This window comes from Psychrobacter sp. M4 (genome assembly GCF_055699795.1).
This window is the reverse complement of record NZ_CM146740.1, coordinates 2,288,304-2,307,593: the sequence shown is the minus strand read 5'-3', so window position 1 is coordinate 2,307,593 and position 19,290 is coordinate 2,288,304. Positions and strand designations below refer to the sequence as shown.

Sequence of the window (19,290 nt, the reverse complement as noted above, 5' to 3'; positions counted from 1 at the left end):
TTTTAGATCTTTAAGCTTATTTTTATAGTAAGTAAAAGCCACCTTATCATTTCGTAAAGTGGCTTTTTTTGATAAATTACATCCCTTGGGCAAACCGTCTCTCAATTTCAGAATCATTTACCGTAAATAAGTTTTACCTATTTTCGTCACAAAACTGTCTTAAAAATAACTTAAAACTATCTTAAATCATCATTGACAGCTGTCAGAGTAAGTCATAAAGTAATTTGATGAGTTCAAAAAATGACGATTGAATTTTAAACTATGTAACTATACTCGTCATTAAGCTCTACCTTACTTTCATCAACATAAAGGACTATGAGATGAGTATATCTATAAAAGATACTCTGGCCGCTAAAGGCGTTCATCCTAGCGATGAACATTTAGCGATTATTGAAGAGAAGTGGAATGAGTACGAGCAGTTAAAAGGCGACTTAGAAGGTGTTGCTCTTGATGATGCTGATATCGCATTAGTCAATATTGCTGGAGACGATCATCATGAATAACATGCATAAAGAGTTATTAGAAAAAACCGTCACAGAATTGGCGGATTTGATCAAGAATCGTGAAGTCTCTCCTGTAGATGTCACCAAAAATATTTTGGAATATATCGACAAGATTAATCCCAAAACCAATGCTTATATCTCTATTACTGCCGATACCGCCTTAGAACGCGCACGTGAAGCTGAAACTGAAATCACTGCTGGCAACTATAAAGGGATTTTCCACGGCATCCCTATCGCCTTAAAAGACAATATTTATTTTGGTCAAGAGCTGACCACAGTAGGATCTAAGATTCACGGTAGTTTTATTCCAGAAGCCGATGCTACTGTGACGGCAAAACTACGCGCAGCAGGAGCGGTTTTCACAGGTAAGCTCAATATGCATGAATACGCTTTTGGTGCTGACAATAACAACCCCCATTTCGGTGCCGTACATAATCCATGGAATCCTGAAAAAATACCTGGTGGCTCTAGTGGCGGCTCTGGTGCAGCCGTTGCCGCGCATAGTACGTATAGCTCTTTGGGGACTGATACTGCCGGCTCTATTCGTATCCCATCTTCAGCTTGTGGTACTGTTGGCTTAAAACCCACGCATGGCAGGGTTAGTAAATATGGTGTTTATCCGCTAGCATGGACGTTAGATCATGTAGGGCCAATTGCCAAGTCCGTTGCAGATGCTGCGGCCATGCTCTCAGTTATTTCTGGTTTCGATATCAAAGATCCAACTTCTGCAAATGTGCCCGTCAATAACTACCTTAGCGGTCTGAACGGTAATGTTAAAGGTTTGCGTATAGGTATTAATGAAGATTACTTTTTTAAAAATATAGATGCTCGGGTAGAAAAAATCATTCGAGATCGTATTGCAGATTTAGAGAAATTGGGCGCTATTGTAAAACCCGTATCAATGCCGACGCTACGCCATGCCGAATGGACCGAGTTGGCCACTTGTTTTTCTGAAGCCTCAGCCATTCATCATCGCAATTTGCAAAAGCGACCAAACGACTTCGGTGCGGATATCCGTCTTTTATTTGAAATTGGTGAGATGTTCTCAGCAGTTGATTATCTGCAAGCACAACAAGTCAGACGGCAAATTAAGAAAGAATTTGTGCAAGCTTTATCAGAGGTTGATGTGATTATTACACCTACTTTGCCACTTATACCACCAAGTATTGGCGAGAATACCGTAGACATCAATGGTAATGAATCCGGTTATATTGAAAACTCCATTCGGCTTACAGGGCCAAGTAATTTGACAGGTTTGCCTGCACTCTCAGTACCAGCAGGAATAGCTGAAGGGATGCCAGTAGGTGTGCAAATTATAGGTCGGGCCTTTGATGAAGCTAGAGTACTCAACGTAGGTATGGCGATTGAACTTATGAAGCCGCTAGGTGATCATCGACCAGTTTTGGCTCCTTAACTTAACAAGAAGCTCATTCATTAGAGGAGCTATGTAGTTTAGCTCTTAATTACTACAGATAAAAAAGTGATTAAGTCGTTTATTTGCATATTGTAGATAACAGTATCAATACAGCAAAAGGACAATTGCTTGAACGTCCTCACGCTATCAAATTTTAGGCAAAAAGTGTCTTAAAAATACTGAATGAGGATGTTATTTATGAGTAATAATACCTTAGAGAGCTTTGGTTATAAGCAAGAGCTTTCAAGAACGCTGGAGCTAAAAGATCTTGTCATTTACGGTTTTATTTTCATTGTCCCTATTGCCCCTTTCGGTATTTTTGGACATGTCATGAGTGCTAGTGGCGGTATGATTGTAACCGCTTATGTAATAGGGCTGATAGGAATGCTTTTTACTGCTATTAGTTATTCGCAGATGGCTAAAGAATTTCCTGTAGCAGGTTCTGTATATTCTTATGTGTCTAAAGGAACCAATAGCTTTGCCGGTTTTGTAGCGGGCTGGATTATGTTGTTGGATTATATTCTTATTCCGGCGCTACTTTATGTAGTAGGTGCACTCGCTATACACGATATTTTCCCATCGCTTTCTCCCATACTTTTAATCATTGCCTTTGTGATCTTTAACACCTACATCAATATTCGTGGTATTAGTTTTACTGCAGCGTTTAATAAATGGATGCTAGCTGCTGAGCTTATCGTGCTTGTCATATTTTTAGTAGTTGGCGTCATGGCCATTAGCAACAATGTTAATGGCGCTGTTTTCTCGATAGCGCCTGTTTATGATGTCGATAACTTTTCACTAGGACTTATTATCTCCGCTGTACCTATTGCGGTATTAAGCTTCCTAGGGTTTGACGGTATCTCAACCTTAGCTGAAGAGGCGAAAGGAGGCGGTGAGGCCGTAAGTAAGGCCATTTTCTTAGTGTTATTTATAATTGGTGGTTTGTTTATTGCACAAACCTGGGTTGCCGCCTTAATTCAGCCTGATGCTGAGCAGTTTAGCAATCTTGATACCGCATTTTATGAGACGGCTCGTATTGCTGGCGGCGAGTGGTTGGCAGTGTTGACAGCTGGAACAACAGCTATTGCCTGGGGTGTTGCAGATTCGCTGGTCGCTCAGATTGCAACCGCGCGTATTCTTTATAGTATGGGCCGTGACAAGATATTACCTACAACTTTATCCAAAGTTCATCCTCGCTACAAGACTCCCTATATCAGTGCACTATTAGTAGGAGCAGTGTCCATTGTCGTGGGGATTGGTTTTATGTCCAACTTGGCTTTACTTACCTCCATGGTCACTATTGGAGCGTTGACAGCATTTTTAATCCTTAATGTCAGTACTATTTATTATTTTGTGTTTAGAAAGAAGTCTTATAACTTTTTTATTCATATTCTGAGTCCTATAATTGGTATAGGCGTTGTCGGATATATATGGAGCGGTTTTGAAACCTATACGATCATTATAGGTGTGGTATGGGCCTTAATAGGCGTCGGTATTTATTACCTAGCAAAAATGCGCGGTCAACAAGTTAACATGGAGATTTAATATGAAAATCAAGACGATTCATGACGTTCATCATTTTTTTGATCGCGATATCCCGCCTCTTGAAGTTATCAGCTCTGGTGATACTCGTCGATTCGATATTATTGATGCTAGCGGAGGCTTAATTAAACCTGATAGCGAAGCAGAAATTCTCACCCGTCTACCTCCTGATGCTCTAAATCCTGTTTGTGGCCCATTGTTCATGGACGATGCTGAACCAGGGGATGTCATAGAAGTCGAGCTTGTAGATTTTGAACCAGGCAGATGGGGATGGACTGGGCTGATACCTGGATTTGGGCTGCTTGCCGAAGATTTCCCTATGCCATGGTTGAAGATTTCTGAATACGATAGCGATTCGGTATATTTTCTTGATGACATCGTTATTCCTTTTCGCCCTTTTGCCGGTACTATTGGATTAGCGCCTTCCGAACCTGGCCAACACTCTATTATTCCGCCGCGTCTATGTGGCGGAAATTTGGATATCCGTGATCTGGTAAAAGGCGCTAAGCTTTATTTGCCCGTTCAAGTGCCAGGAGGTCTTTTTAGTATTGGTGACACCCATGCTTGTCAGGGCGATGGAGAGGTATGCGGGACGGCGGTTGAGACCAGTATGGCTGCGACAGCGACACTCAGGCTGCATAAGGGCGATAGTATTCCTGCGCCTATGTTTGATATGCCAGCTAGAGCTGAGAGTCAGAAAAACGAGGGATATATTGTAACGACGGGCGTAAATAGTGATCTTATGCAAGGTGCAAAAGATGCCGTCCGTTTTATGATTGATCGGTTGAATAAAAAAGCGGGTATGGACGAGGCATTTGCCTATGCGCTGTGTAGTATAGCTGGACATCTTAAGATTAGTGAGATCGTAGATCAGCCCAACTGGGTAGTCTCGTTTTATATCCCTAAAGCAATTTTTACCTCTCGCAGTCTGAAAGCTATTTGATGAGGTTAAAACGAGGATAGGGTATTAAAAAGTATATCTTTAAAATTCTCTATATGCCTATTTAAACAACGATTGGAGATACTTTATGAAAACTAAGTTAGCTGTTTTAGTAGGGTCGCTTGCTTTTTCAACAGTCTTCACACTTAGCAGTTGTAGTTATAATACTGCATCCTCTGTAGATACTAATAGTCATACTACCTCACCTGTAAATTCCACTAATTATACTACCTCATCTGTAAGTACTAACATTGGAACAGCTCGAGAGATATACGATGGCTCTCTTTATCCTAATAAGGCGGTATTGACTTATCAAAATACCGATAAAATTTTTCCTACACGAGTCATTAAAGCGGGCGAGAAAGCATCTCCGTTTGCTTTAAGTGATAAACGAATAACCGCTATGACGTTTACTTCCGACGGCGAAAAATATGATTTGCCAGATTATTTTGCTTTGAATAGAGTTGTTGGATTAATGGTTCTAAAAGATGGCAAGATAGCATATGAGCACTATGATTATGGAGTGCAGCCAGATACTAGATGGATGTCTATGTCAGTGGCAAAGTCCTTTGTCTCCACCTTAGTTGGCGCTGCAATTAAAGATGGTTATATTAATAGCGTCGATGATCCTGTTGTGAAGTATTTGCCTCAGCTAAAGGGCAGTGCCTATCAAGATGTATCAATCAAAGATGTTTTGATGATGGCTTCTGGGGTGGATTGGAACGAAACCTATACCGATCCAAACTCTGACAGGAGAAAGTTTTTAGAATTACAAGTTTTGAGTAATAAAAAAGGGGCTATTTTTGATATTTTCAAAACGTTAGACAAAGCAACCGAGCCTGGAAAATACTTTAATTACAGTACAGGTGAAACGGTATTGATAGGCGAGATTGTGCAAGCCGCAACAAAAATGCCTTTAGCTGATTATCTCTCTCAAAAAATATGGATTCCAGTGGGGATGGAAGCGGATGCTTTGTGGTGGCTAGACTCCCCTGATGGTCATGAAGTTGGAGGAAGTGGTATTTTGGCAGTAATGAGAGATTACGCGCGCTTTGGTCAATTTATTCTCGACGGGGCAGAGGTTAATGGGGAAAAAATTGTCCCTGATACTTGGTTAGCTGAAGCAACCACTGCAAAACCAATTATCGGCGTTGGCGGCATAGATGGATATGGCTATCAGTGGTGGACTATGAAGCCTGAAGCTGGCAGGGTACATGAAAAAGCATTTATGGGTATCGGCATTCATGGTCAATATCTTTATATCAATCCTGAAGAAAATTTAGTGGTAGTTGCACTAAGTGCCCGTTCAAAACCCACGGGTCGGGATACTATTGATGATCTTGATTTCTTAGCAGCAGTGGCTGAGAAACTAGAAAATTAGTAAAACCAACAGCTCAAACGTTATATTTCAAAATCGCCAACCGAGACTTTCTGTTAGAAGATCCAATTGGCAAAACGATAGACAAATTATCCATTATAAAGATTGAGAGTCCAATATTTCTAATCTGAGTAGCGAGTAATAAGTTTTCATTTATCTCAGAAAAGCTGTCTTTTGTATGAGCAGAAGACAGCTTTTAATGTTTAAAAATTTATTTTGTTGATCATATTCATATACCAATTTGGGTAACAATGAAATAGATAATCGTACCTATGTAATTGCCAATCACGTAACCGACCGTACCGATAACTAATATAGGACCTACTAGCTTTGTCCAGCCCTTACTAATGGCTAAGGCCGCTGCGGTGGTTGGTCCGCCAATATTAGCATTACAAGCTAGCACCACTTCTTCAACACTAAATTTGAATAACTTACCTATACCCATAGTGATAGCTAGATTGACCATAGCAATGATAAAGACGAATACAAATAATAAAGGAGCTTTAGTGATAATTAAACCAATAGAGGCGGGAATACCAATGACGACGAAGAATAAATAAATACAGTAAGTACCCAGCTCTTGGCTACCGTTAAGCCTCTCAAAAGAGTTCCTAAAAATAGAAGCCACTATAAAGGTAATAGTCGTTAGCAATAGGTACTTGTCAGTAATTAGACTAATAATTAAGTCGCCAATCACGTTATCACTAGTTCCTAGTAGCGCTTTTAGAAATGCTGATAATTTAAACGAGATTAGTACTATCAGCATCGAGCTGGCTAAGCAGATCGCAATGTCTTTTAGTGAGATAAGGTTAGGTTGCCAGTAAGCTTCAGACAGTGTCCGACTACCTTGCATATTAGGACTTTTCTCAATTTCATCGGTATACGGTGAACCCCAGACACGGCGTATCATTGGAATACCTGCCAAACCAATTAAAATTAGAAAATAAAAGGCCATCATCATATTATCAGCGACAATAGTAGCAGCATTGATACTCTCGCTCGGTTCTAGTTTGGCGGACATAGCCGCGTAATTTACCCCGCCCCCACTATAAGAGGCTGAGATCATGCCGCTGACTTTATCCAGCTCTGGAATATAACGACGTAAAGCTAAAAAGGCAATGACAGTACCAATCATAGTGGCCATAGATGATGTTAAGAACAGTAGTAGGAGCTTCCAGCTCTCTTTTACCAATATTTGTATATTAGTTTTAAATAGTAATAAGGGTATGGCTAGCGGTACGATATAGCCCCAGACAATGTCGTATGTAGGTGCATCTGTAGGAATAATTTTTAGGTTGGACGCTGCAATAGCAATTAACAATGCGATGATCGCACCGGGGATTTTACTGGCCCATTGGTAACGTTGTTCGATAAAAATAGCGGAGGTGGCGGCTACTAAAACGAATGTCCACAATGCTAGATGATCGTCTGCCTGAATTAAAGTTTCCATCATATTCCTCCTTGAACTTGATGTCTAAATATACAGTTACTATAAAATGAGAAAGGCAACGTTAGTGGTTCATTGTATACCGATGAGCAGCACCATAAATAACGTGGTCTTGTTTATTATAGTGCGCCCGAAGTGTATTGCCATAATCGAAATGCCACCATTCAGTGGGTAGGTTGCTCCCGAATTTACAAAGTGGCTTGAATCGTTAAATCAATCTGAGAAAGAGGATGTATTAGCCGCTTTAGTGATTCTACGTCAATACGGACATCAGTTAGGCCGACCTCATGCTGATACACTAAAAAATAGTGAATTGACTAATTTAAAAGAGCTACGCATCCAGCATTCAGGTAAGCCTTATCGCGCTTTTTATATCTTTGACCCCTATAGACAGGCAGTGATGCTATGCGGTGGTGACAAAACAGGAGATAAGCGTTTTTATAAGCGCATGATACCGATAGCAGAAAATATCTATCAGGTGTACTTAAAAACGCTAGATCGTAAGGAGAATAAAAAATGACTGACTTTATAAATTTAGATGATTATTTGGCAAAAATGCCAGCAGATAGTCAAAATCGTATCAATGATAAAGCCAGACGTTTAAGCCAGTCCATTGAGCTTGCCAAACTAAGACAAATGAGTAATTTAAAACAGACTGAGCTTGCAAAGATGATGGGTGTATCGCAAGCGAGTATTTCAAAGGTAGAAAGTGGTAAAGATATTCAGTTATCAACCCTACAAAACTACGTACAGTCTTTAGGTGGTGAAGTTGTTATTACCGCTAAAATGCCTGATGGTGAAGTCATATTGATGTAATATCTGATAGGTTTAAACTTAGCTCAAATATCACATAAAAAAATACCGTTAACCAAAGTCTAGCGGTATTTTAATACTACTTTCGATTGGCTTCTTTCTCAAGTTAACCCTCTGCTCTCTCACTATGCTCCAAAGCAAACTCCCTGATATACTCGCTAACTTGCTCCGGATGACTAAGCTCAGCCCAATGATTAGCCTTGATCTCAACGACTTTCAAATCCTCTACCCAGTTTTTCATCTCCTCAATATAAGTTGGTCTAACATAGTTGTCTTCGGTCAGCACAATCGCTTGTACCGGACACTGCGCATAACGTGGACGCGGATTCAATGTGCGCGGCAAAAAGTTAGCGCGGTAGAGCTTAATCCCGTATTCGCCATTTTTAGTGACATATGGATTAAAAGGAATATCTGGGCAATCTTGGACTTTCGCCACATAGTCTTGCCATTTTTTGGGAGAATAAAACTTCCAGAAGGTAGGCCCAATAAAGGGTAGATGAAAAGCGCCGACATACCATGAGGGCTTTAGTAAAGCGGCCATACGCAGTGGCGATTGTTTAACCAGACGGCGCATTAAGAAGCCAGCATGATCAAGGCTAGGGCCAGACATGGAAGAGTAGGACAAGATATGCCCTGCAAAATCAGGATCGGTTACCGTCTCCCAGCATTGCAGTGAACCCCAATCATGGGCTGCCAGATGAAACGGTTTATCGTCTAATAGCTGTTTGCTCACAGCTTTTAGATCATCATTGAGCTGCGAGAGTCGGTAAGACTTCAACGACTCAGGATGATCTGACGCGCCTGCACCGCGCACATTGTAAGCGACAACATAGAACTGAGCAATCAAACTTGGAATCACCTTTTGCCAAATATTATGTTGGTCTGGATAGCCGTGCACTAATATTAGCGGTGGATTATTCTTATCGCCATAGCTAAAGGCGGCAAGCTTGATTCCGTCGCTGGTATTCACCGTGTGCCGAGTTTCTTGTAGCATAATTTTTCCTTATCGTTATTCTTATGGAAAGTTAACTAAATCAAATAGTATTTAAGACTCTTACTACTATAAGCGCTAGAAAAATTATTGTTATAGGAATTACTTTACGTTGTTTATCTTTTACGTTAAACAGAGTAGGGATATTTTTATTATTATTCAACGTACTTAGTAATCAGCAGACAAGAAAAAGGCTTCCAAGTTATCTTGGAAGCCTTTTAATATAATGGTACCCGGAGCCGGACTTGAACCGGCACGATCTTTCGATCGAGGGATTTTAAATCCCTTGTGTCTACCAATTTCACCACCCGGGCAAAACTTGTGTTATCTATTTGGCAACCAGTTGATAGACCGTCTGGTTACTAGATAAGTGCTCGCTATTATAATCCGTTATATCAATAATGCAAGTCAAAATTAATGCAATTATTATAAAAACTGACTAAATAGCTGTGCTAAATAAATGGAGGCTGGGGTCGGAATCGAACCGGCGTCTACGGATTTGCAATCCGCTGCATAACCACTGTGCTACCCAGCCAATCAAGGTGACCTATATTAGCAAAAATAATTCAAATTACAAGCTATTTTTTGACTAAATGCAGTCTATTTTTGCCTCATTATTATAGTCTGACTTAGTAATGACGCTATAGAGCAGCTATACAGTCCTAGCCATTTAGGCTTAGCAACTTAATATCAGTAATTTAATATCGGTAACTTAAGCAGCTAAACAATGTCTTTATTATTACGCTTAGCCTTTTTGATATCGCGGTAAGTGGCCGTACAGATCAGTACCAGTACCCCAAGGGTAATCGCCGGCCAGATCAAAATATAAAAGCCATAGAGTAGTGTGTTATCCATGTTATCTCCTTATTAGTATGAGAAGTTATTAACGGCCAGCACATAAGACTGACCGTATTTGTTAAATCTTTGTCGATGCCTTAGGTTGGACTTTAGCTTTTTTATCGTAGTCACCGACGCGCTGTTTGATCAGATCAAAATCGAAGCGCTCATTACCCATTAGACTCACGATAGTACAAACGATTGTACTGACACCATAAGCAGTTAGTGAGGCGACCAGCACCATATAATCGCGCAAGAAACCAGTGGCGAATATCAGCATCAAAATGAGCGTAATAGCTGCAGCACTCAGACCCGCCTTGCGTCCTAAGAAACCAAAGACCATCAGACCGATGACGACAGCTGCACCGACGCTTGCCATCACTTCAAAGAACAGGGCAGTGATACCAGTGATAGGAATCAGCTCGAAGCGCGCAATACAGAAGAATATTAGCGCGACGATAACCGCTGAGGTAAAGGCAACATTGGTGACGCGATTCCAAAATACACTGGCAATAACTGGAAATACCACCGCGCCCCAAAGCGCGCCAACAAATACCAGCATCACTAGGATATCAAGCTTAAAGCTGGCGAAGATAAGTCCGGCAGCCGTCGCCACAATCATGGTACCGCGTCCGACAAGCATCATAGTTTTGGGTTTAACCTGACCTTTTTTAGCAATGTTTTTGCCGTAAACATCGGCCATCATAATCGTTGATAATGCGGATAAATCAGAGTCAGCAGTAGACGATAGTGAGCCGATGACTAAGATAAAGAACAGCGCAATAAATACTGGATGCAAATAAGTACTGACCATTTGCGGGATCAGGTTATTCATATCGCCATTTAGCGGCTCAATACCAATGGTTAGCGCCATCAGACCAATCATGCCAAGACCGATAACGATACCCGCATAGCCGACAGTCGCGGTCACAAAGGTGGCTTTGATTTTGGTTTTATCAATGGCAAACAGGCGCTGGGTGATGGTTTGATTACCGATAGCATAAGCCAGTACTGCCACAAAAAACGGCGCGCCTTGCTGCAAAAACGCCTCTGATGAGAAGAAGTTTTGTTGCTCTAAAGTTAGATTGGACAGGCCGCTTACCATAACCTCAGGACCACCCATAGAGAATAGCACGGCAGGTATGATTACTACGCCAATCGCCATTAGTGCAACCAGTTGCGCAAAGTCGGTAAAGACGGACGCCCGAAAACCAGAGGTTAAGGTATAGCTTAACACCCCAATACCAGCGATGATCACACCGGTTTGAAACGATAATGGGGAGAGTACCGAGACTAAAGCGCCCGCAGCGGTAAAGTTGACCATCAAGCTAATTAAGCTGCCCATAAGATTCGATATGGCTAAAATCAATTGGCTTGAGGATCCGTGACGGGCGTGAATCAGCTCGCCTAAGGTATGACCGTTCGGCGCAAGCTCGCGAAAGCGCATCCCAAAGGGGTAGATAAATAAAATCATCAATGCGCCCCAAAAGCCATAATGAATGGGACCTGATACTCCATATTTATAGCCGGAAGTGGCCGCTGCATAAAAGGATGCCGCCCAAATCCATGTCGCGGTCATACTAGCCGCGCCCATACCAAAGCCAACACCGTGTCCGGCAACCATGAATCCTGTAGTAGATTCCTTATCTTTTTTAATGAGTAAAGACAGCAAATAAGTGCCGCCATAAAACGCAACCAGTAACAAAATAATGGTCAACGCTGAAAATTGAAACAGTGACTCGGTTTTCAAATTTGCACCTCGCAATTATTAACGTTTATTTAAAATAAAGTTATTTATCAAAATTTGGAATATAAAGGTTTCAAGTAAGGTATTCGCTTATTAAACAGCCAATACAACTTAATAAGAATAGTGAACTAAGCTAACTAGTTACTGATGTGACAACTATAAAAGTAGGCATAGCACCATATTGTTTACTATGAATACCAATAGCTAAGCTAAATAAAAAATACTTATTGTTAAGAAAAAGTAATATTATCTTAACATAAGGATAACTTATTGCTCCTTGAACCTCAAATTTATTTATTATTAAACTTTAAATTATCAGTTGGATGCTTCGACAATTTTTAATCACGTGTATTGTTTAGTTAATACCGAGGTATCAGGGTTTGGTTTCTACTATTAGAAAATAGTAGTTGTGCCCTTTTAGAGCAGACAGTTTCAGAGTAGACAACATAGAGGGAAGTAAATATTGATAACTAGGATTTCTTTGGAGAGACAGGTACAATAACACCCTTATATTTGTACCTACTTGCCCTTTTATCGATTGGAGTTACTATGTCAACCGCTAAGCCTTCGTCAACCGCTAAGCCTTCGCCCAAACTAGCCGCTACCGTTTTGGATGGTAAAGCCCTTGCCAAACAAATGGAGCAGCAGTTAAGCCCGCGCGTGGAGGCAATCAAAGAAAAAACGGGGCGTACCCCAAGTTTGGCGACGATACTGGTAGGTGATGATCCAGCTTCTGCCACCTATGTGCGCATGAAGGGCAATGCTTGTAAGCGCGTTGGCATGGACTCTATCAAGGTTGAGTTGCCATCTGAGACCACCACCGAGCAGCTGATGGCAAAGATAGATGAGCTTAACGACGATCCTGATGTACATGGGATTTTGTTGCAGCATCCCGTCCCAGATCATATCGATGAGCGTGCCTGTTTTGACCAAATAAAACTAGCAAAAGACGTCGATGGCGTGACTTGTCTAGGCTTTGGCCGCATGAGTATGGGTGAGCCCGCCTTTGGATCTTGTACGCCGCAAGGTATCATGTACATGCTCGAGCATTATGATATTGAGCTTGCAGGTTTGGAGGCAGTAGTCGTTGGTCGTAGTCCTATCTTGGGCAAACCCATGGCTATGATGCTGCTCAATGAAAACTGTACCGTGACCATCTGCCACTCAAAAACGCAGGATTTAGCGGCGCATATTCAGCGCGCCGATATCGTTGTTGGTGCCGTCGGCGTGCCAGAGCTGATAAAAGCGGAGTGGATCAAAGAGGGCGCGGTAGTGATAGATGCAGGCTTCCATCCAAGAGAGGGTGGCGGCGTTGGTGATATCGAAATGAGCGGCGTAGCCGATAAAGCAAGTGCTTATACGCCAGTGCCAGGCGGCGTCGGCCCGATGACCATTAACACGCTCATTCGCCAAACCGTGATAGCGGCTGAGAGAGCGGCAGGTATTGAAGCTTAATGTTAGTTTAGGAAATCCTATTTAAATGATTTTCCTTGCGAAACTAAAATTGCAGTACAATTTTGATGTTTCTTAGGGCTAACTATTTAGCCCTTTTTTATGCTCTAAATTAATCTTTTTTTGAATAGTTTGCGTAGGCTGCGGCTTTAGCCCAGCATTTTAACTAAGTTTGGGTCATATATAGCTTTCGCAAAGTCTCTACATATTACTTTTGTTTTTGGAGTTGTTATTACAACCAGCCCAAACGCTTAAAGTTATAGTATAAATAGCCACACAATGAACCAATAACTAGCATAATCACTAGGTACGAATACTCCCAATGTAGCTCGGGCATAAAGTCAAAGTTCATACCATAAATGCCCGCTATCGCTGTGGGCACCGCCAAAATACCGGCCCACGCGGCAAGCTTACGCACGACCTCGTTTTGACCCATATTCACCATGGCCATATAAGTATTCATGACTACGCTTAGCATCTCATTTAAGCCATTAATCGCATCTAAAGAGTGCAGTAGATGGTCATTCACGTCGCGAAAATAGGGTTTGGCCGCCTGAGAGAATGCTGATCCTAAGTCGCTTTTTTGATGATTGATAAAAAAGCTACAGATGTCTTGTACCGGCAGTATTACCGCGCGCATATGTACCAGCTGCGATTTTAGCTCATACAAATTTTTTAGTGTACTTTTATCAAATTCATACGTAAATACGTAACGCTCTTGCTCGCGCAGATAGCGGCCTAAACGATCAGTGACTGGCATATAATTATCAACGATAAAATCCAGAATGGCGTGCAAGACAAATATAGGCCCCATGCGTAGCTTTTCGGGGCGACGATTGCAGTGCTCGCGCACGGGCGCATAAGAGTTTGAAGGGCCATTACGAATGGTTATTAGATAGTTTTTACCCATAAATATAGCGGTGGTACCGTAGCGAATGATATTGTCTTCAAGCTTGGCGGTACGCAGCACCACAAATATCATGTCATTATCGTAGTTCTCAACCTTGGCACGTTGATGATCGGCAAAAGCATCTTCAATCGCCAGTTCATGCAGATCAAAGGCATTTTGTACCTTTAGCATGGTTTCTAAACTAGGATCATAAAGACCAAGCCAGATAAATTGACCGCTATTGCTTAGAGCCTTACTGACATCGTTAAGCGCTACTTTATCGAGCTGCTTACCGGTTTTACGCGAATACGCATAGCAATTGACGACTTCATCAGCACTGGATAAATCGATATCCTCGTAGCGTTCAGAATCAGGATCGTAGACGGTCATGGTCTCAATTGCGTCTTGGGCGCTAGCGTCAGCATCACCGTAGATATAGCTGTCGTAATTGTCCGCATAAGGATGATCACGACTATCAACTGCATAGACGGGACTGATATTAGAGTCAGGTGTAACACGAATCGTCGTTTTGGCTATTAGATCATCTAGATCGTCATCGCGGTTCATACTGCCTCCTTTACTATCATTAGGGTCTGTTTGATTATTCAAATATTAGGGCGGCTGATAACTAAAATAAGTATAAGGATAAAAAGCTATTAAAAACTTAGATCGCGTAGCGTTTCAAGGTGTCAAGATCGACTAGTGTCAACAAACTTTCGTGACAGGCTTCAAGCTTTAGAGGGGGAGCTACGTCAAAGTCTAAGGCCTCAACCCAGCGCAGCGCGCAAACGCACCAAAAATCTCCTGGTTTTAGACCCGGAAAATTATATTCTGGTATAGGGGTAATTAAATCATTACCGCGTAGTGCTGAGAAGCTTAGAAATTCGCTAGTCATCTTGGCACAAACCGTATGTTGACCCAGATCGCCACTACCAGTGTGACAAAAGCCGTTACGATAATAGCCAGTGATAGGATCGAAACAGCAGCTAGCTAGGGCAGTGCCTAACACGCTGGTTTGGTTAATAGCCGGATTGAGATGATAATTAGATGCCATAAGGCCTCCGAAATAAAGTAGATAGGTATTATAAAATATGCGCTAGTGTAACATGAGTCTAAGCGGATGTAGTAACACAAATGCCTTACGAGTCATTAGGGACAATAGGGTCTGCCTATCAAAACCATCTTCGGTAACAACAAAGGTTTGACGACTTAAGCTTTACTAAATTGACATATTGAGCTTAATTGTGACTAGGCGAAACTTAACGGCTATGCTAAACTAAAGCTGAAATGTCATGCTCGTTTAGCGCATTTATTTCGTCGTTTTATCATCCCTATACCCATACCTTTCGGTATTACCTAACTTGTTGATGACCTGTCTACGATATAAAGTACCTAGTTTGTTGATTCTAATTGGGTTTGCTATGTTGCGTGCTAAAAACCTAAGGCTCTTAATATAGAGAAGGTAACAAGCATAGAGACAGCGACAAGCACGGTATTGTAATGCCGCGTCTTTTGGTAAGCGTTATGCCAAACAAGGATCTATTGTGTCTGTTAGTTCTAATCCAGCTGTAACTTCTCCCTCACGTACTATAGATAGTACTGCGATGCAAAATGTAGATGATAGCAGCGTTGTACCTAACTCCGATCATGTTACTACAAGTCCCTCTTCTGTCAGTAACTCCTCTATAAGCAACTTTCATTTGAGTAGTTTTGCAAGCGAGACAGCCAACAGCTGGCTGCTGCCTGACGGCGTCACTGACGTCTTATTTGAAGAGGCGCAGAAGCAAGAAGTACTTCGACATAGATTAACGCAGCAGCTTATCACTCACGGTTATCAGCTGGTCTGTCCGCCGATGATTGAATATACTGAATCGCTGCTAAATGATGCCTCAGAAGATCTTAGACGCCAGACTTTTAAAATTATCGATCAGCTAACGGGTCGATTGATGGGCGTGCGCGCGGATATTACTCCGCAGATTCTGCGGATTGATGCGAATCACGGCGGCGAGGGTATCGCGCGCTATTGTTATGCAGGCGATGTTATTCATACTCTGCCCTCAGGTCTGTTTGGGACGCGCACGCCGCTACAATTAGGTGCCGAGATATTTGGTTGCGCTGATCTTAAGGCAGATATCGAGCTGATTGATGTTTTATTTACCATAATAAATAATCTAGAGATGCGTGCAGCTCTACACATTGATTTAGGGCACGTAGCGCTATTTGAGCGCTTAACAGTTATAGCTGAGCTCACCGATAACGACACCAAACAGCTGATGCATCTTTATGCTAATAAAAACCTGCCCGAGCTTAAGAGAATTTGTCAAACTCTACCTATGGGTAGTGATTTTTATGCCTTAGCACGCTACGGTCATGATATGACGCAGCTGTCAGCCAAACTGTCAAATGCCGCGCAGGACGATGAGCAGATTATCGAGGCTATCGATGACTTGCAGCGTCTCAAAACGCATCTGCAAGAGCAGTGGCAGGCTGAGGTTAGTATTGATGTGACTGAGTTATCAGGTTATCACTATCATACCGGTATTGTGTTTAACGGTTATATCAATAGTGAATCGCAGCCGCTAGTACGCGGTGGGCGTTTTGATGGCATGCAAAGCGGTGCTCAAGAAACAGGTGAACAGCAATCACGCAGGGCCACAGGCTTTAGTATGGACGTCAGTCGTTTATTGCCCCATGTGCAGCTTGCTACGCCGATGATCGTTTCGGTTGATTACAGTGCACTTAATAATGCTGATAGCAAACAAACGCAAAGCTTGCAGCAAAAAGTGGCACAGCTGCGTGAGCAAGGCTACCGCGTCACGGTGCCCTTGGATGCTAACGACTGTCCGCAAAACATTACGCATCAGTTAAGCGTCGTCGATGGCGATTGGCAGCTGATAATTTTATAGTTTAAATAGCAGTATTCGCAGCATTATTTATAAGAGCCAGTTATAACAGCTAGTATTATTTTTTATCTGATTTTGATGATCAGATGGTTATCAAACATACTTAAATACATTATTGTAAGGATTTATCATGGGTAAGAACGTCGTAGTTTTAGGGAGCCAGTGGGGCGATGAGGGTAAGGGTAAAATCGTTGATCTGCTTACCGAAAAGGCCTCAGCGGTGGCACGTTTTCAAGGCGGACACAATGCTGGACATACGCTGGTTGTCGATGGTAAAACTACGGTACTGCATCTGATTCCCTCCGGTATTTTGCGCGAAGGGGTAACTTGTTTTATCGGTAATGGTGTGGTGCTCGCACCAGATGCGCTGCTCAAAGAGATGAAAGCGCTTGAAGACAACAGCGTTCCGGTACGCGAACGTCTACGTATCTCGCCCAATTGTCCCCTAATCATGCCTTATCATGTAGCGCTTGATCAAGCCCGTGAAGCCAAGCGCGGCACTGGTAAAATTGGCACGACTGGACGCGGAATTGGTCCGGCTTATGAAGATAAGGTTGCGCGCCGTGCCATTAAGCTTGCTGATCTGTTTCGCGATGATTTAGAAGAAAAACTACGTAATCTGATTGAATATCATAATTTTCAGCTGACCCAGTACTACAAGGTTGATGGCGTTGATTTTGACGAAACTTATAAGCTGTGTATTGAATGGCGCGATCAGATCAGAGGTATGGTTACCGATGTGACCGAAGATCTTAACCAGTTGCGTCTGGCAGGTAAGAATTTGATGTTTGAAGGCGCGCAAGGGACCTTACTTGATATTGATCATGGTACTTACCCCTTTGTGACCAGCTCAAGCGTTACCGCAGGCGGCGTATCAACAGGCACAGGTATTGGGCCGCTATACTTAGATTATGTTTTAGGTATCACCAAAGCGTATACTACGCGCGTAGGTAGTGGCCCATTCCCAACGGAGCTGTTTGACGATGTTGGCGCGCACCTAGCAAGAGTTGGCCATGAGTTTGGGGCGACGACAGGACGCGCGCGCCGCTGCGGTTGGTTTGATGCTGAAGCGCTACGCCGTGCGGTGGTGCTCAACTCATTATCAGGTATTTGCTTGACCAAACTTGACGTGTTAGATGGTTTAGAGGAGCTACTCATCGGCGTGGGTTACGAGCGCCCTGAAAGCGAGTTTGCTGGCGCGCATGATGCTGAGTTTTATGAGTCCGTCACGCCAAAATATGAAACCTTGCAAGGCTGGAGCGAATCAACCGTTGGTATCACCAATTATGATGATTTGCCAGAAAACGCTAAGATTTACATTAAGCGTATTGAGGAGCTGATCAACTGTCCTATCGATATCATCTCAACCGGCCCTGATCGTGCAGAAACCATCGTATTACGTGATCCGTATGATGCTTAGTTCTTGTTATTAATCATTTATTTATGAAGGCCTCCATTGTTATGCAGTGGAGGTTTTTCATTCATTGACGACAATTAACACCTATTTATGCTTCTTTAATTTAAGTTTTTCTTAGGGGTTAGCATAATTACCCCTATCATTTATAGCGTCAATCATTATAATAGGCGACAATCCTGTGTTGAGACTTTATTTACCGATTGATACAGCAAAAGCTGTTTGATCAAGACAGCTAAACATAGGGATAAAATAGACTATAAATTATCGTAATTTTAATTCACTTCACTAAATTAGGAGCTTAACATGGCTATCGAACGTACTTTATCAATTATCAAACCTGACGCAGTTGCTGGCAATCATATTGGCGCGATCTATGATCGTTTCGAGCAAGCCGGTCTAAACATCGTTGCTGCAAAAATGATGCAACTTGATGATGAAAAAGCAGGTGGTTTTTATGCTGAGCATGCTGAGCGTCCCTTTTATAACGATCTAAAATCTTTTATGACCTCAGGTCCCGTACTGGTATCGGTATTAGAAGGCGAGAACGCTATTGCTAAGCACCGCGAAATTATGGGCGCTACCAACCCAAAAGACGCGGACAAAGGTACTATCCGTGCTGACTTCGCTAGCAGCATCGATGAGAATGCCGTACACGGTTCAGACTCAGCTGAATCAGCTGAGCGTGAAATCAGCTATTTCTTTAATGACAATGAAATCTGCGCGCGCAAACGCTAATAACGTTAATAGAATAGCGAGCAAGTTTGATGCGCAAAGTCAGCTTAACTCAAAATAGCTTACAAGTAAGTTAACTCGAAGCTTAATTGACTCGGCGCTAAACGGCTTATACTCAACTGGGTGTAAGCCGTTTCTACTTCATAGTGGTTGAGGCTGTATAGCATTGATCTATTGAAATCTACAGGGTTTACCCTAATGATGATTATTCCTTTATAATTGTCGTTAGTACAATTTTAAAAGCGTTATCAATCCCTTATCAGTATACTGTTTTTAATATCATAA

16 protein-coding genes, 2 tRNA genes and 1 pseudogene are annotated in these 19,290 nt (G+C 42.2%); 11 read left to right on the top strand and 8 right to left on the bottom strand.

The features are described 5' to 3' along the window. Window positions 1-320 precede the first annotated feature (320 nt). From ACR63N_RS09515 to ACR63N_RS09495, 5 genes are all read left to right on the top strand, one after another. On the top strand, window positions 321-503 hold the full coding sequence (locus ACR63N_RS09515) for a hypothetical protein (RefSeq protein WP_367104058.1): 183 nt from the start codon (window positions 321-323) through the stop codon (window positions 501-503). Further along, window positions 496-1,917, top strand: coding sequence for an amidase (locus ACR63N_RS09510; protein ID WP_472781914.1), 1,422 nt, complete (start codon window positions 496-498; stop codon window positions 1,915-1,917). The genes ACR63N_RS09515 and ACR63N_RS09510 overlap by 8 nt, the downstream gene beginning before the upstream one ends. Window positions 1,918-2,115: 198 nt before the next feature. Further along, entirely contained in the window at window positions 2,116-3,462 is a 1,347-nt protein-coding gene (locus tag ACR63N_RS09505; RefSeq protein ID WP_367109414.1) for an APC family permease, read from the top strand. 1 nt (window position 3,463) lies between these two features. Beyond that, window positions 3,464-4,402 (top strand): acetamidase/formamidase family protein, encoded by a 939-nt coding sequence (locus ACR63N_RS09500; protein ID WP_367104061.1) that lies wholly within the window; start codon window positions 3,464-3,466, stop codon window positions 4,400-4,402. An 85-nt stretch (window positions 4,403-4,487) separates the two neighbouring features. Then, window positions 4,488-5,780 (top strand): serine hydrolase domain-containing protein, encoded by a 1,293-nt coding sequence (locus tag ACR63N_RS09495; RefSeq protein ID WP_367104062.1) that lies wholly within the window; start codon window positions 4,488-4,490, stop codon window positions 5,778-5,780. Window positions 5,781-6,006: 226 nt separating this feature from the next. On the opposite strand, the gene ACR63N_RS09490 is transcribed toward ACR63N_RS09495, so the two are convergent. Next, window positions 6,007-7,230, bottom strand: a complete 1,224-nt coding sequence (locus ACR63N_RS09490; protein ID WP_367104063.1) for a DUF819 family protein — start codon at window positions 7,228-7,230, stop codon at window positions 6,007-6,009. Between the two features lie 181 nt (window positions 7,231-7,411). Here ACR63N_RS09490 and ACR63N_RS09485 point away from each other — a divergent pair. Beyond that, window positions 7,412-7,744: pseudogene (locus ACR63N_RS09485) on the top strand (type II toxin-antitoxin system RelE/ParE family toxin); the annotation flags it as partial. Then, window positions 7,741-8,040: a helix-turn-helix domain-containing protein gene (locus ACR63N_RS09480; RefSeq protein WP_472781913.1), complete on the top strand. Its 300-nt coding sequence runs from the start codon at window positions 7,741-7,743 to the stop codon at window positions 8,038-8,040. The pseudogene ACR63N_RS09485 and the gene ACR63N_RS09480, both read left to right, overlap by 4 nt. Before the next feature lie 103 nt (window positions 8,041-8,143). On the opposite strand, the gene ACR63N_RS09475 is transcribed toward ACR63N_RS09480, so the two are convergent. The 5 genes from ACR63N_RS09475 to ACR63N_RS09455 form a co-directional block, all read right to left on the bottom strand. Next, complete coding sequence (locus tag ACR63N_RS09475) at window positions 8,144-9,031, bottom strand: alpha/beta fold hydrolase (RefSeq protein ID WP_472781912.1); 888 nt, start codon at window positions 9,029-9,031, stop codon at window positions 8,144-8,146. A gap of 224 nt (window positions 9,032-9,255) precedes the next feature. Next, window positions 9,256-9,342 (bottom strand) — tRNA-Leu (locus ACR63N_RS09470). 147 nt (window positions 9,343-9,489) lie between these two features. Further along, window positions 9,490-9,563, bottom strand: a tRNA-Cys gene (locus tag ACR63N_RS09465). A gap of 185 nt (window positions 9,564-9,748) precedes the next feature. Next, window positions 9,749-9,883, bottom strand: a complete 135-nt coding sequence (locus tag ACR63N_RS09460; protein WP_367107068.1) for a putative transporter small subunit — start codon at window positions 9,881-9,883, stop codon at window positions 9,749-9,751. A gap of 61 nt (window positions 9,884-9,944) precedes the next feature. Further along, window positions 9,945-11,600 carry a sodium:solute symporter family protein gene (locus ACR63N_RS09455; RefSeq protein WP_472782733.1) on the bottom strand — a complete coding sequence of 552 codons (1,656 nt, stop codon included), beginning with the start codon at window positions 11,598-11,600 and terminating at the stop codon, window positions 9,945-9,947. 561 nt (window positions 11,601-12,161) lie between these two features. Here ACR63N_RS09455 and folD point away from each other — a divergent pair. After that, on the top strand, window positions 12,162-13,067 hold the full coding sequence (folD, locus tag ACR63N_RS09450) for a bifunctional methylenetetrahydrofolate dehydrogenase/methenyltetrahydrofolate cyclohydrolase FolD (protein WP_472781911.1): 906 nt from the start codon (window positions 12,162-12,164) through the stop codon (window positions 13,065-13,067). 229 nt (window positions 13,068-13,296) lie between these two features. On the opposite strand, the gene corA is transcribed toward folD, so the two are convergent. Then, window positions 13,297-14,520, bottom strand: coding sequence for a magnesium/cobalt transporter CorA (gene corA / locus ACR63N_RS09445; RefSeq protein WP_367104068.1), 1,224 nt, complete (start codon window positions 14,518-14,520; stop codon window positions 13,297-13,299). Window positions 14,521-14,617: 97 nt separating this feature from the next. Next, on the bottom strand, window positions 14,618-15,007 hold the full coding sequence (locus tag ACR63N_RS09440; protein WP_367104069.1) for a DUF2237 family protein: 390 nt from the start codon (window positions 15,005-15,007) through the stop codon (window positions 14,618-14,620). 490 nt (window positions 15,008-15,497) lie between these two features. Here ACR63N_RS09440 and ACR63N_RS09435 point away from each other — a divergent pair, with 490 nt between their 5' ends. From ACR63N_RS09435 to ndk, 3 genes are all read left to right on the top strand, one after another. Continuing rightward, a complete protein-coding gene (locus ACR63N_RS09435; protein WP_472781910.1) occupies window positions 15,498-16,859 on the top strand; it encodes an ATP phosphoribosyltransferase regulatory subunit in 1,362 nt (453 codons plus the stop codon). Window positions 16,860-16,986: 127 nt separating this feature from the next. Next, window positions 16,987-18,276: an adenylosuccinate synthase gene (locus ACR63N_RS09430; RefSeq protein WP_367104071.1), complete on the top strand. Its 1,290-nt coding sequence runs from the start codon at window positions 16,987-16,989 to the stop codon at window positions 18,274-18,276. Window positions 18,277-18,576: 300 nt separating this feature from the next. Further along, a complete protein-coding gene (gene ndk / locus ACR63N_RS09425; protein WP_367104072.1) occupies window positions 18,577-19,008 on the top strand; it encodes a nucleoside-diphosphate kinase in 432 nt (143 codons plus the stop codon). Window positions 19,009-19,290 lie beyond the last annotated feature (282 nt).